10 protein-coding genes are annotated in these 14,742 nt (G+C 45.7%); 5 read left to right on the top strand and 5 right to left on the bottom strand.

Annotation, left to right across the window (positions count from 1 at the left end; genetic code table 11):
* Positions 1–99 precede the first annotated feature (99 nt).
* On the bottom strand, positions 100–2,028 hold the full coding sequence (locus BN161_RS08180) for a heparinase II/III family protein (RefSeq protein ID WP_044264816.1): 1,929 nt from the start codon (positions 2,026–2,028) through the stop codon (positions 100–102).
* Positions 2,029–2,158: 130 nt separating this feature from the next.
* Entirely contained in the window at positions 2,159–3,262 is a 1,104-nt protein-coding gene (gene dinB, locus BN161_RS08175; RefSeq protein ID WP_044264813.1) for a DNA polymerase IV, read from the bottom strand.
* A 544-nt stretch (positions 3,263–3,806) separates the two neighbouring features.
* On the opposite strand from dinB, the gene BN161_RS08170 reads away from it, so the two are divergent.
* From BN161_RS08170 to BN161_RS30435, 5 genes are all read left to right on the top strand, one after another.
* Positions 3,807–6,980: a SusC/RagA family TonB-linked outer membrane protein gene (locus BN161_RS08170; protein ID WP_044264811.1), complete on the top strand. Its 3,174-nt coding sequence runs from the start codon at positions 3,807–3,809 to the stop codon at positions 6,978–6,980.
* A 25-nt stretch (positions 6,981–7,005) separates the two neighbouring features.
* Positions 7,006–8,532: a SusD/RagB family nutrient-binding outer membrane lipoprotein gene (locus tag BN161_RS08165; RefSeq protein ID WP_044264809.1), complete on the top strand. Its 1,527-nt coding sequence runs from the start codon at positions 7,006–7,008 to the stop codon at positions 8,530–8,532.
* Positions 8,533–8,569: 37 nt separating this feature from the next.
* A complete protein-coding gene (locus BN161_RS08160; RefSeq protein WP_044264807.1) occupies positions 8,570–9,253 on the top strand; it encodes a BT_2262 family domain-containing protein in 684 nt (227 codons plus the stop codon).
* 21 nt (positions 9,254–9,274) lie between these two features.
* Positions 9,275–9,949 (top strand): lipid-binding protein, encoded by a 675-nt coding sequence (locus BN161_RS08155; RefSeq protein WP_044264804.1) that lies wholly within the window; start codon positions 9,275–9,277, stop codon positions 9,947–9,949.
* An 82-nt stretch (positions 9,950–10,031) separates the two neighbouring features.
* Positions 10,032–10,193, top strand: coding sequence for a hypothetical protein (locus tag BN161_RS30435; protein ID WP_244436443.1), 162 nt, complete (start codon positions 10,032–10,034; stop codon positions 10,191–10,193).
* Between the two features lie 213 nt (positions 10,194–10,406).
* On the opposite strand, the gene BN161_RS08150 is transcribed toward BN161_RS30435, so the two are convergent.
* From BN161_RS08150 to BN161_RS08140, 3 genes are all read right to left on the bottom strand, one after another.
* Positions 10,407–11,117, bottom strand: a complete 711-nt coding sequence (locus BN161_RS08150; RefSeq protein WP_044264802.1) for a murein L,D-transpeptidase catalytic domain family protein — start codon at positions 11,115–11,117, stop codon at positions 10,407–10,409.
* 87 nt (positions 11,118–11,204) lie between these two features.
* Entirely contained in the window at positions 11,205–12,233 is a 1,029-nt protein-coding gene (locus BN161_RS08145; protein ID WP_044264800.1) for a L,D-transpeptidase, read from the bottom strand.
* A gap of 393 nt (positions 12,234–12,626) precedes the next feature.
* Entirely contained in the window at positions 12,627–14,288 is a 1,662-nt protein-coding gene (locus BN161_RS08140) for a glycoside hydrolase family protein (RefSeq protein ID WP_044264798.1), read from the bottom strand.
* Positions 14,289–14,742: the final 454 nt, after the last annotated feature.

Below are 14,742 nucleotides of genomic sequence, written 5' to 3'. Positions count from 1 at the left end.
TGGGAAAAAATAATTCTCCTATTGGGAAAAAATAAAGCCTCATTTATACCACTTCATTTTTTAAACGTTACTATATTCTAAAATGCAAATATAGATTATTTATTTGATAACGAACTTATACTTGCCCGTTAATCGTGCTTCTTTATCTTTCAATGTAATGCGGTATATTTCAGAACCCCAGACATTGGAAAGACGTGTATCAGGCAATTCGATTGTTTCAAGCCCTGCCATGAATTCGCGAGGATATTCCAAAGTTACTTTCTGTCCCTGTACTTCTATCGTCACCTTTCCGGGAACGGAAATATCCACCTTTCCCCAAGTAAGGAAGTTCACCTGATTAGGTTCTTTCGCTGATTTCAAGGAGAAGTTATCGGCAATTGTCAGTTGCTTATCGCCTAATGAATAGGCACGTGTCCAGTCATTTACCTCGGCTTCCTCCGGATAAGCAGCCGCAATGTTCGCTGAGAAGAAACGTTTCCTCGGCTGGCAGACAACATCCGTAGCATTATAATTCTGACCGAAACTCTGAGGTACTCCGTTTATCATCGGCAGGTTATGGTAATTACTTTGCATGGTCCAGATGGTATAACGTTCGCTACTGAATGTCTGACGCGTATAAGTTCCTACCCCCGCATCAATCAGCACAGGTATCGTATTGACATACAATGAGAATGTGCCTACATCATTATGATTATGACTTTCATTATTGAATCCGCCTTTCGTAGCCAGGAACCAGCCTGACTTATTGGTCAGATAGCAGAATTCCGTTTCGGGATACCAGGTACAAACAGGTATGGCATGGGCAGCGGCCGTTTTTTCCAGTTCTCCATTCCACAATATGGACTGCAAGGAGCGGAAAGTATCATTGCCTAAAGGCACAGAAGGACGCTTACCATCCAACAGATAGGCAGCAAACTGCATCATTTCCTCACTGCCGACCGCACGGCCATAACGGTAAATCAACGGTGCATCGCCTCCACCCTTGGCAGAAGCATCCGCAAAGTTCACTACCCAACCGTTTTCTACATACGTACGACTGATATATTCTCCCATCCGGCGAATCATCGGTTCCTTGAAAAGAGATACTTTCCCGGCTGTTCCATCCGAAAGTATTTGGAGATAGTCATACATTTTCCCGGCTGCATGCCCCCAATAAGAAGGACCTTCTTCACAAGCACCATCAGCCTTTACAAAATTAATGAACTTATCTACCGACTGCATACTGCGCCAAACAGCCTTTGCCAGGCGGTCACGGTTATTCTCCAATAAAAGATAGCATTGCAACACATTGGAGTTACACCAGGGATTCCAGTTATTGATAATCATTCCCGGTTTCCATTGGAAAGCCATCCACCATTCCCGGTCATTGTTCATATAAGAATCGAGAATACGTTCCTGCAACGTATGACGCAAGCGCTGAGAGATCACAGAATCTATTTTATCGAAAGAATCATGGAAGAAGTAATATACCCACGACAGCATGGAACCGAAATTTCCCGAACCCAGATCAATCACCTGTTCGCGATAATCGGGCAGAGAGCGTTTGGTGCTCTGGCGTACCAAATGGGCGGAAAGTACCCAGGAAGTCATCTCGCAACTGTAAAATGCCCCATTTATCAATTGGTCGATAAACCGTCCTTTTCCTTCGGCAAGTTCGGCAAGCATCAGGACGTTGATTGCTTTCCGGTTGGCCTCATAGGGATTTTGCATGATGTTCCGCTCACCGCTACGTTCATATTCCAGGTAATCGGTAGCACGAATTACTTTCCATTCGTAATTAAGCATTTTCTCTCCGGCACGAATCAGGTTTCCTTTATTGGTACCCAGCAATTCGTCCCAACCGGCACGGTCGTTATAAGCAGGATAAGGTACCCATTTCTGATTCATCACCAATACTTCTTTCAATTGTTCTTCACTACCGGCAGCTTTTTGCAAAAGATTTCGTTCAGCATATGCATGTGCAGAGACACCTGCTACAACAAGCAGGCAGAAAGAAAGGAAAATACGGAAAAACGTGTTCTTCTTCATGATATTTAAAAGTTAGATTATCTGTTATATGATGAGGCAAAAGTACACAAGTTCCACCAAAACAGTGTACCTGATTATCCGTAGTTGGGTACAAAATCATCCATTTGTATATCGGTTTAATAAATCAAGTTTATTTCCAATCACTAAACTCAAAACTCAACTGTTCCCAAACACCCTTCTCCTCTGTCTCCTCCCGCGGATTAGAAACAGAGAGACCTATCAGGCGGATAGGATGGTGTTCATAATCCACTTCTTTCAGTAATTGTTTCGCCAAGGGAAGGATTACATCGAGAGTGATTAATTCTTTGGATTGCGTAATACTACGGGTTATCTGGTTGAAATCATGAAACTTGATTTTCAGCGTCAGTGTGTTTCCTTTAAAATCCTTATGTTCCAACCGCCCTACCAGTTCCACCGCAGTATGATATAACTCGATGATAACCGATGAACGTTGCGAGATGTCTTTCTCCAATGTATGTTCACAGCCGATAGATTTGCGAGTACGCACCGACTCCACCGGACGAAGATCAATTCCTCTTGCACAATCATAATACGATGAACCGACTTTTCCGAACTCACGCAGTAACATGGCTTGTGAACAGGCTCGCAACTGTTCTCCATTGTGAATCCCCAATGAATGCATCTTCTTTGCCGTCACCGGACCTACGCCCCAGAAACTCTCGATGGGAAGACGGGCTATAAAATCCAGCGCCTGGTCAGGGTGGATGGTACACAGTCCATCCGGCTTGCGATAGTCCGAAGCTATCTTTGCCAGGAACTTATTATAAGATATACCGGCGGATGCTACAAGATTAAGTTCTCTCCGTATCTTCTGTTTGATTTCCTTGGCAATATCCACAGCCAATGGGATACCGGGTTTATTCTCTGTCACATCCAGGAAAGCCTCATCCAGCGAAAGCGGCTCAATAATATCCGTATATTCATGGAAAATTTCATGTATCTGGCGGGAGACATCTTTATACACCTCCATCCGTCCGGGAACAAAGATAAGTTGCGGACAAAGCCGTTTGGCTTTCGTGGATGGCATAGCCGAACGAACTCCAAAGCGACGCGCCTCATAACTGGCAGTTGCCACTACCCCACGTTCTTCGGCATAGCCCACGGCAACAGGCTTTCCGCGCAACTCGGGATTGTCACGCTGCTCTACAGAGGCATAGAACGCATCCATGTCTATATGTATGATTTTACGCTCAGCGCTTACGTAACACATCATTCATGATTACCTTTCATTTTACCCTGCCAAAGATAATGCAAACCGAAAGCAGTACAAAATAAGCTTGCTTATTTTCAGGGCAACCGCACCCAAAAATACTGTCGAGCCGCATCAGTAAACGCCAATTCAATCCTCCTCACCTGCAACCCATAAAATATTCCTAAATATACCGCAAAGAACTAAAAACCGCCCATGCTTTCACATGTAACAATAACGTAATAAGCAATTGAATATCCTATATTTTGCCTTTTTTATCATATATTCACTATTACGTTTTAACAGAACAGTACTAAACATAGACACAGAAAGCACCTCGAATAGCAAGATTGCATAACTAAAATTTTACATACACTTTAAAATAAGCAGATATACCAGTCAATAAACATAAAATATTTTCGGCATAAAGTCGCTAATTATCAATATACTAACAGTTAATAAAGCGAAAACATACACAAGTCCTTACAACTTATCAAAATTTTATATATACATTCGTACAATCCTTGTTATAATCACGCTTTAATTTGTTAATCTTAAGAGAGAATCTATGAAAAGGAAATTAACATTACTATTGGCCTGTCTCCTGGTGAGCATAGGCTTTGTGACAGCCCAAACTTTAACAGTTTCGGGTGTAGTAACCAACGAAGAAGATGGTGAGCCCATTGTGGGAGCATCAGTATTGGTAAAAGGCACCTCCTCAGGAACCATAACCGATATTGATGGAAAGTTCTTAATCACAAACGCGCCAAGTTCGGCAAGAACGTTGGTGATTTCTTTCGTCGGCATGACGACACAAGAGGTCGACATCAAGCCTATGGTAAAAGTAACGCTTAAAAACGATTCGGAGATATTGGAAGAGGTCGTGGTAACCGCCATGGGCATCACCCGCGACAAAAAGGCGTTAGGTTATGCCGCAACTTCCATCAAAGGGGATGTCATTACCCAGTCCAAAGCCGTGAATCCGATGAATGCCTTGCAGGGAAAAATTGCCGGAGTTGATATCTCGACGGCACCCGGACCGGGCGCTACACAGAACGTAATCATTCGCGGTACGTCCTCTTTCGGAAACAACCAGCCACTTTATGTCGTTGACGGAGTACCGATCACCAATGCTCAGAACAGATCAGGCGACAACCTGAATTCGCAAGTCGACTTCGGTTCGGGAATCAATGCGCTGAATCCCGATGACATTGCCGACATGACAGTGCTGAAAGGCGCCGCCGCCACTGCCCTATATGGTTCGCGCGCTGCCAACGGGGTGATTATGATTACCACGAAGTCGGGACAGAACACGAACGGAAAAGTACAAGTGGTCTATGACGGCGGGTACACCATGTCCAGAGTAGGCCGTTTGCCGCAAGAGCAGTCTCAGTTCGGTCAAGGCTGGAGCGGAGACAGAGCCTTGGACGAAAACGGAAACTGGGGAGCGCCCTATGACGGAAAGGACAGAGTGTGGGGACGCATCGTCGACAATGAGCAACAAGTAAAACCTTATGTCTTTCTGGAAGACCGGGTGAGAGACTTCTACGAGACAGGGCAGAACTTCAAGAACGCACTGTCCTTGTCGGGCGGCAATGAAAAGACCGTCTACTTCGTATCTCTCTCCCAGAACAGTTCGGACGGAGTTATCCCTACCAAACAAGACTCTTACAACCGCTACACGATTGCCACCAGAGGTTCTCATCGAACCGGCAGGCTCAAGGTGGAAACCGCCGTCAACTTCAGTACGGAAAAGACCCAAGCGGTTGCTTCCGGCCAGGGAACATCCCTGCACCGCTCGTTGTATGAAATAGCCAGCGACATTTCCATCGTCGATATGAAAGATTATCATAGCAAATTCAATAATCTGGATAATTATTTCACTCCTTACGGACTGAATCCTTACTATGTGCTCAATGAAAACGGCGCCGTACAGAACAAGAACAAAATATTCGGCAAATTCCAGCTGGACTATGAGATGCTGGAAAACCTGACAGTTACTTACCGTTTCGGCGGCGATTATGAAACCTCCACATCCGAAACACACGAAGCACCGGTCGCATTTACACCGGGCTCCCCAAACGATGGAGCGAGTACCGCAAGTGCCGGCAACTATCAGGAAGTGAGACGCGAACGCGTACAAATGAACCACGATGTCATGGTTACTTATAATGCCGATTTCACTGACGACTGGTCGCTAAACGCCATTGTCGGCTGGAACACCAATGAGCGCAAGGACAGCTGGCTTTCGGGTGCCATCAATTCGATTGACGTTCCCGGATTCTACAACCTGAGCAACAGCCGCTCTCCATCAGTTTCCAATCAAAGAAAAGAAACGAGGCGCCTGGTCGGAGCGTATATGAATGCCGATTTGAGCTATAAGAACTATGCTTACCTGACCCTGACCGCCCGAAACGACTGGTCATCCACCCTGCCTCAGGGCAACAACTCATACTTCTATCCGGGAGCGACATTAAGCTTCCTGATAACCGATTTCTTAAGAACCAAAAACGTGGATACAGGAATCGTGGATTTCGCCAAGGTGCGTATGGCCTACGGTATGACGGGTAACGATGCGGACTTGTACTTCATATACGACCGCTACGTGGCCGCCGCCGCCGCAAACCCCGGCTATCCGAGCATAGACAATTTGACCTTCCCTTTGAATGGTGTCAATTCTTATACCGTATCCAACCAATTGGGAAATCCCGACCTGAAACCGGAGTTGACCAAAGAGTTCGAAATCGGGTTTGAAGCCAATTTCTTCAAAAACCGCGTGGGTATCGACTTCTCCTATTATAATAGATACACCGAAGGCTTGATTGAAGTCCTCCCCAAGGATCCTTCCAGCGGATATACCACACAAATCAGCAACTTGGGCGACGTGCGAAACAAGGGTATTGAATTGACCCTCAACTTGACTCCCGTCAGAATAAAGGATTTCGAATGGAACTTGTCATGGAACATCTCAGTGAATAAGAACAAGGTGGAAAAACTGAATGTCCCGGAAGTATTCCTGGGAGGTTTTGGAGGAGCAGGTATATATGCCGTTGAAGGAGAGCCGCTCGGACAATTCAAACTGAGCGGAGTGAAAAAGGTTGCTATCGATGGAAAAGATTATACGGTGGTTGACGGGAACGGAAATCCACAGCCCACAGCCCAAACTGAATATTTCAGCAAAGACATCAACGAGAAATACAGAATGGGATTCACCAATGTGTTCAAGTGGAAGGGGCTTTCGATATTCGCGACACTCGATTATCGCCACGGAGGGTACATCTACTCCCAAACGAAGAAATACATGCATTGGACAGGAAGTTCTCCCGAATCGGTGCTCAACGACCGCAAACCGTTCCTCGTTCCAAACTCCGTGATCGCCAACAGCGACGGCACTTACAGAGAGAACGACATTCCGGTAAATCCTACCGCACTGCATACTTTCTATTCCGACCGCGGCGGACTGCACGGAGACCAAAGTTCTGTCATCAGCCGTTCCTATCTGAAACTGAGGGATGCGGGCATAGCCTATCAGTTCCCGAAGTCATGGTGCTCGGCACTATACCTGAGAAGCGTACGCTTGTCGTTCAACATGAGCAACATATTGTTGTGGACCCCGCGTGAGAATCCGTATATCGACCCGGAAACCACGACTTTCGGAAACGACGTAAGTGCCAAGTTCGGTGAGTTCAACGCCAATCCGAGCAACGAACTATATACATTCGGCCTCAACGTGGCCTTTTAAACAATCACCTAAAAAAAAGAATATTATGAAGAAGTTTATCATATCCTCATTATCGGTTCTTATGTTATTCTTTGCATCCGGTTGCCAAGACTGGCTGGACGTGAACCACGACCCTAACGTGCTGGAAAACATTCCGAACGGGAAAGTTATCCTACCTTCGGCCGAAGTGACCCTGGGCAACAACCTGATGGGATGGGATTTCGGCTTTGCGGGCGGATTCTGGTCGGAATACTGGACACAGAAGCACACAGCCTCCCAGTTCAAATTCCTGTGCGAATATAATGAAACGGACTTCAACACCGCCTATAGCAGCCTGACAGCCGGTGTGCTTGCCGACTTGGACAGAATCAAGACCATTTCTCAAGAAACGAACGAGAACGGCAACTATTTTATAGCCGAAGCCCTGTCCATCTTCACATGGCAGATTATAACCGACTTATGGGGAAACATTCCTTATTCGGAGGCCTTGAAAGGAGCCGAGGGCATTATTTCGCCGAAGTTCGACACAGGCGAAGAGATATATGCCGACCTGACGGTCAGGATGGAAGAACTGCTGAAAGTGGATCTGACCGGGGCAATGGTGGACGAAGAATATGACTTTATCTATGCCGGAGATTTGAACAAATGGAAACTATTCGCCAACTCCCTGAAGCTGAAGCTGATGTTAAGGGTTTCCGAAGCTCCCGGTTATGACAATGCCAAGACATTGGCTTTCGTCAAAGCCAATAGCTTTCTCACCTCAAGCGCCAAGATTTCGGGCAAAGTATGGTCCGACGGGCAAGAAGGCAAACGCCATCCGATGAGAGAATTCCAGCAAGGAGGGGCATCGTATCTATCAACCAACGTCATCGCCTGCAAGAACTTCATCGACTACCTGCAAAATAACAACGACCCCCGCATCGACAACCTGTTCAAGACCAGTACTGCACACAGGGGTGCCTTCTTCGGCGATTTTGATTCAAAAGAAGCATCCGACGGCAGCACCACGGATGACAAAGTGGCTTACAGTACCATTGTTTTCAAGCCCGATATGGACTTGATGATCATGTCCGACTGGGAAGTATATTTCTATATGGCCGAGGTTTATGCCCGCGCATCGGACCACAACAACGCAAGGCGCTGCTATGAGAATGCGGTAAAGGCCTCGTTGGCACAGCACGGGGTGGCAGGCGCCATTCTTGATGCCGGTGGCTATGCCGAATGGAAAGACGGTACGCCGGAAGAGGAAATCAAGCAGATAGGCATGCAGAAATGGGTTGCCAATGCCCATTATCAGCACATCGAGTCGTTCTTGGAACGTAACCGCATAAAGTACCCGGCCATCTACGACATTGACATCAAGCTGAAGAGAACGACCGCCTACTCCGACCCGAAGATAGTAGGGAACCTGACCGTGGCGGTCAACGGGCGCAACAAGCTGAACAACACTCTGCCGGCTTCACCCCTATATCCCGATGCCGTGATGGGACGCAATATCAACAAGCCCGACCAGAAAGCCAATTTGGGCGAGAAGATATGGTGGAACAAGAAAGCGGAGATTGTGATAAAATAGACAGCAAATCAGTAATAAACAAATAAACCTTTTGTATATGAAAGTCATGAGATATATAAGCATACTCTTATGTGCCGTGTTCCTCCTCACGGCATGTGAAAAAGAGACTGAAGGCATTTCCGGAACAATGCGCTTCGAACTATTGGGAGAAGAGACAATGCTTGTCACATTAGGAACTTCTTTCCAGGACCCCGGCTGCAAAGTCATCTACCGCGGACAAGACGTTTCGGCGGACGCGGAAGCAATCGGCACTGTCGACGCGCAAACCGTCGGGCTTTATTCCGTCCAGTACGTATTCGCCAATAAAGATGGAGTAAAAACAACCAAGAAGCGCACGGTCATCGTTGCCGACCCGACCGTTACCGTTGAGATTGCCGGAAACTACCTCACAGCCGACGGAACATTCCGCTTGTCGGGCAGCACCGTCACCAACTTTCCGGGGTATAAGGTAAGAGTCAGCAAGATAGCCCCCGGATTCTTCGAGATATCCGACTTCCTGGGCGGCTACTACGAACAAAGGGCAGGGTATGGTGCCGCCTATGCCTGCAAAGGATATGTGCAAGTGAAGAATGACAATAGCATTACTTTGCTGTCAAGCTCCACATTGCCATGGAATGATACTCTCACGTCTCTGACAGAGGGCAACTATGATCCGTCAACCGGCGCAGTGTCATGGAAAGCCGGATATGCCGGCATGCTCTTTACCATTGTATTAAAGTAAACTCAAAAAAAAACAGATATTATGAGAAAAATAACCGCGCTTATAGGACTAGTTTTCGCTTCTGCATTGTTTCTTATCTCGTGCCAGGAAGATGTAGAAGTATGGGACAGCGAAACGCTGGAGTACTCAGGACGATATGTTGTCAAATTGATGGACGAAAGCATGACGACGACTTATCACGACTATGATAAATCCGAATTGAGCATCTATAACACATCCGCCAACGTGCCCAATGAGATGTGGATAGACAACACGATACCGGGTATGTTTTATCTGAAAAGCAAATTCTTCTTCACCGGCAATCCGGTATCTTTCAGATCCGCGAATACGGAGTTCGACAAGTTGACCGACAATCTTCCTTCTGTAGAAGCGCCAGCGAATGAGCCTACGGCCGAGGGACAAACAATAGAGGAAAAACGTGATTATCTGCGCGCTTTCGTTGAGGACGGGAAAATCATTCCTAAAGCCGTCACCACCAAAGGAGGGAACATAGCCGACAGCTTATATCTGAAACTTAAGCTATATAGCGGCACCGCCACCTTCAAAAGCCAGCCTAAGCCGGAAAATGAATGGAAAAACCCGACTATACCGGAATATTCATGGAAACTGTCATCGCTGACGCATGATGCCAGTAAGGATGAAGTTATCATAATCGGCGGGTATGCCTATACCGGCTTCCCGGAAGACAAGTATTAATAACCTTGATGAATTCTCTACTTCCTGATTATAGTTTAACTTTACATTAGTAGTTCTTTACACACACACACTCTCTCTCTTAATGGCAAATTCAGGGCATCCTCGTGAGAAGCTACCCCGAATTTGCCATTATTACTATTTTGACATGGACGGAGCCGCCCGGCTACTGAATGCCGCGCGTAAACGTAACTATCCGCAAGATACATGGGCAGAATACCTCTGTACAAGCCCGAAGGTGCAGTAACCCTGACGCAAGATGAGCCTTACGACATATCTTCCCTATCCCACGGGATATGACGGGAGCGGATCATACACTTGGGAAGAACCCGGATTACAATTAGAACGAGCATGCCTCGGTATATGGCTCGGCATATCATCAATGCCAACCCATAGGAACGGCATAGCTTAGTTACGCTGTTTTACGTGCAAAGTCTATCACCGAAGTTATTTAATCACACTACAGTCCGTCCGCACCTTTCAAGACTGAACTGTGTGCCAGGTACTCGGGAGTTTCAGCATAGATATACATCACACTTCCTCCTTTGATGGCATCAATGATAGGACGGGAAAGTTTTTGCGGAACAGCCGGACAGCCAAAGCTTCTTCCCAAACGTCCTCCTCCGCTGACTACCGAAGGATCGGCATAAGCCGCCCCATGCATCACAATGGCACGCTCACGGGCCCGGTCGTTGATTCCTTTTTCCAAACCATTCAAAATAAGCGAATACCCATTCTTTCCCTGATAAGTAGATTCTGTAAGATAGAACCCCAGTGAACTTTTGTAGGAACCATATTCGTTGGAGAAGGAAGTGGCATAATTATCACCGCTATTCTTTCCGTGGGAAACGACCGATGAAAAAAGTACTTTACACTCCCTCATGTCAAATACAAAAAGACGTTTTGCGGTAGAAGGACGGGAAAAGTCTATCAATGTCAACACCTCCCGTTTGCGATTGTCTATTTTATAATAACCTGCCACAGCCTGCCGGAAAGCTTTCCAGTTGACAACTCCTTCCAACCGCATGGAACGGTATAAGCTCGCATAAGCCTCAACATCAGATGAAGCAGCCCTTTCAGCAAAGTCAGGAGCGCTATCTGACGACTTGCCGCCCAGAAACAAGGTACAAGGAAGAAATAAGAATAAAACGGATACAATAAATCGCAACATAAAACTTTAGCCAGAGAAATAACGGCGGCTAAATTACAGTTTATTCTCCAGACACCTATCACACAGATAGTTAAAAATGAGGATTCACTATTCAATCACCACAACCAAAGAGCGTTCGGCAGGCGCCCAGTCGAAGACAAACTTGGCATGCGAAGTAGCATTGCGCACACACATGTGCGAACGTGGCGTCGTGCCCAACGACCAACTGTACTCAATCATACTTGTACGCGGCGCATTCACCGGCACTCCATGGATATAAGCTCCGTTCGTAAAGCGGCTGGCATAGGGTGCATAGCCTCCCGTCTCCGCCGAACCATCTTTCAGAAAGACCATACGCGTTTTCTTCTGTTGAAGCAGGAACATGCCCAATGGGGTTTCCTGAGCATAAGGCGGGGCATGTCTTCCGGTAGTGGACGGGTTCATGCTGCGTATCTTCCACTCACCTTCCGAGACATGTTCCAAGGTAGCAATATTCTGATCCAGGCGGTCGACAAAAATCACATGGTTAAAGACGGTGCTATCCGGCAATTGCTTCAGATAACCGCGCGGCGCCAGCCATTCTTCTTCAAAAGTGGCGGGTAATATCCGGTAAAAACTTCCCTCCTCGCCTTTCAGATAAGCGATAGTGCCGTCTCTGCCATAACGTTCGGGCACCAGCGTATCAGCGGGCAGATACAACGGCACCGATTGATAACGCTCCACACCCAGCGTATCAGATACGCGGCGGTACACATTCCGCACGAACTTACGTACCAAGGGAGCTTCTTTATTCAGATTCTTATAATTCTGCAACACCACCCACCTTACGGTAGTATCGCGCTGCATATTCTCAATATAGGCCAGACAGTTCCGGATGACATCCCATTTGAAAGAGCGTACCGTATCCTTATATGGATAGGTATCTTCCAGGGTATGCTGGTCATAAAGCAATTCTTTGGTAAGGGAGATATCGGCAGCGGTCAACTGTTTCTCCTTAGGATGAGGAAATTCCAGCACGGCCGTATCCTTGGGTTCAGCCCCCTGCACAACTACCGGCACAGGTGGTTCCTGCCGGTTACGACATCCGGCAAAAATCAAACCAACAACTACGCAGGCAAAAAGAACGAAATGTTTCATGAAATGAAATTTAGCTATAACCTAATAACGACTACCCGCCTGTTATTGTTGACTCTTCATAGAAATCAATTACATAAGAAGTAACAGCAGGTATCGTTTCATCTTAATTCAAATAATACGGAATTCCGCAAAGATAGGAATTTAATGAAAGTTTCCGAAAGATATTGACGGTATAATATTAATCATTCGCTTATGAACAGAACCTTTTATATTAAAATTAGACAAGATAGGAAGGCTTTATTTATCAATACATTACAAGATTCCAACTCTTTGCATACAAAAAGTTAACTTCCTGTTGACAAGAAGTTGAGACCTTGTCGACAGGAAGTTAATACCTTGTAAGCGGAATATTTATCCCCTTATCAAATCATCGAAACCGATAACTTTCTCATATCACTCCAATACTTTCTTTTTCAAATTAAATGTTGACAATACTTTTTTGCCGGAATAGAGTGTCACTATCAGATCATATTCCTTTCCTTCCTCAAACCTGTCTTTAGCAGAAAGCAATATATCGGTTTTTTCATAAGGCTTCAATGCCGGAACCATACCGGAAGCTACCTTTATTGTTTTTCCTTCCCTTTTGTACCCTACTTCCACCAATGCTTTCTTTGAGCCGACCTGACCGAAATTCTGTACTTCCACTGTACATTCCAATCCCTTCCCGGATTTGTTAAAGACCGGAGCACGAGCTGAAAGGACCGGTTCTATATAATCAACGTATGGCAAACGCGCATACCCGTAAAGCATTCTCCCATCTTTGTATTTTCCAATCAACTTCGGGGCAAACTCATCTTTAGTGATGCCATTTCCTTTGCCATTGAAAGTTACAATCAAGTCCTTGCCCGCATTTTCTGTGGTTAATACCTGACAGCCTCTGCCATAATTCACTTCTTCAGAAGCACCGAAACGCAAGGAATTCACATCTATATCCGTCTGGGGATTGAAACCTTCTTCCGCCTGTATCTTCACACGAATTGTTTTTGTGCCCGAGGTGATAGGTTTCTCGTCCAGTATGGTAAGCAACAATCCCGGATTCAAGGGAATACTGATATTCTTTGAACTATGGTGGTCAAAAGGTTTATCTTCATTTTTAAGCGTATCGATTACCGCGAAATTAGCCTGAATGGCACGTCCGTATTTATCTTGATACACTTTAAGGCGTTCATATTTGAACCAGTCTTCCACCTGTCCGTCTGCATGTACGGCAACTCCCGGCATATAAGCTTCACCCGGATCGACCACCCAGTTCACTCCATCCTTCGAACGAAGATAGAAAGCAATACGTCCCAGCCAATCATTAACAATCAGATGATACTGAATATGATCGCGCCAGATTACGGGATCTTCAAACCGACCGTCCACATCCGGATAAACCCGTTTGTCGGTCAGTTGATTGTATTCCGCCAATCCATCCCGACTGACCCAGATACCACCACCGCGACAGACCATCACATAAGAGCTGTCTTCACGCTGGGCAAATGAAAGATTAGAAAGGCCTTCGATAACACGGCGGTCGCGTGCATTGAAATCAAACTTTCCATATTCCCACTTTCCATTCAGATCATCGGATACATACCGGCCATCAATTACATAGACAACATACCGGCCATCTTTAGCACGGAATATTTCAGGATTATGCCCTTTACCTATGATACGAACAGGCTTGAAAGGCCCTGTCTGATCATCGCTTACGGTATGAAATACGTATGAGTTAGGCCATTCCATGTGTCCTTTGCGTGAACATTCCAGCCAGCCACAGACAAATAGATGATATTTACCGTCTTCGCCTTTTCGGACGTTTCCACCCCAATAGGACCAGATACCGTCTTCAATGCCATTATCTACATAACGCGGAAGCACACAGTCAGCGCCCCATGTATCGGATGAAAGTACATTTCCCTTCATTGGCAGGAAGCAATCCATGAAGCGGGCGCCTTTCACTAATTGTTTCCATTCCGCAGGACGTTCCCGTTCCGTTATTTGTGAAAAAGAGGAATGACTGACCAGGAGCATGACTCCCAGTAGAGCAAATTTAAAGAGGCTTCTTTCCATAAATATAATATTAAATTCGGTTTTAAATAGATTTACGTGGCCAAAAGTAGAAGAATTACATGTAAAAGGAAAAGGAAAGAAAGCAAAAAGGTACGTAAACCTTTACGTAAACAGAGATTACAAAGTTTCAATTCTATTGATCGTCCTGTAGCAAAACATATAGGCATAATTCCTTTCTGCACGGGTTATGAACTAAATGATAATTTAATGAAGAATGATGAATGAAGAATGAAGAATTTGGCTGCGCTATGCAAGCATGCCGCAAGGTAATTCTTCATTCTTCATTCTTAGTTCTTCATTTCGCTAAATTATCATTTAGCTCATTTCTTTCCTGTTACGAGAAAGCATCCGTTTCACTTTATAGGAACATTTGTTTCCTTATTGTGGAACATTTGTTTCTTAGGTAAGACACTTTTATTTCTTGCTTGAGAAACTTCTGTTCCACAGGCAAGGC

Source organism: Bacteroides timonensis (assembly GCF_000513195.1).
GTDB classification, from domain to species: Bacteria; Bacteroidota; Bacteroidia; order Bacteroidales; family Bacteroidaceae; genus Bacteroides; species Bacteroides timonensis.
Note: the sequence above shows the minus strand (reverse complement) of the source record. Positions and strands in the feature narration are given on the sequence as shown.

Coding starts and splice junctions, on each gene's coding strand:
- BN161_RS30435 (WP_244436443.1), top strand. CDS start 10,032: ATGGCAAATTCAGGGCATCCTCGTGAGAAGCTACCCCGAATTTGCCAT.
- BN161_RS08150 (WP_044264802.1), bottom strand. CDS start 11,117: ATGTTGCGATTTATTGTATCCGTTTTATTCTTATTTCTTCCTTGTACC.
- dinB (WP_044264813.1), bottom strand. CDS start 3,262: ATGATGTGTTACGTAAGCGCTGAGCGTAAAATCATACATATAGACATG.
- BN161_RS08145 (WP_044264800.1), bottom strand. CDS start 12,233: ATGAAACATTTCGTTCTTTTTGCCTGCGTAGTTGTTGGTTTGATTTTT.
- BN161_RS08165 (WP_044264809.1), top strand. CDS start 7,006: ATGAAGAAGTTTATCATATCCTCATTATCGGTTCTTATGTTATTCTTT.
- BN161_RS08140 (WP_044264798.1), bottom strand. CDS start 14,288: ATGGAAAGAAGCCTCTTTAAATTTGCTCTACTGGGAGTCATGCTCCTG.
- BN161_RS08170 (WP_044264811.1), top strand. CDS start 3,807: ATGAAAAGGAAATTAACATTACTATTGGCCTGTCTCCTGGTGAGCATA.
- BN161_RS08155 (WP_044264804.1), top strand. CDS start 9,275: ATGAGAAAAATAACCGCGCTTATAGGACTAGTTTTCGCTTCTGCATTG.
- BN161_RS08160 (WP_044264807.1), top strand. CDS start 8,570: ATGAAAGTCATGAGATATATAAGCATACTCTTATGTGCCGTGTTCCTC.
- BN161_RS08180 (WP_044264816.1), bottom strand. CDS start 2,028: ATGAAGAAGAACACGTTTTTCCGTATTTTCCTTTCTTTCTGCCTGCTT.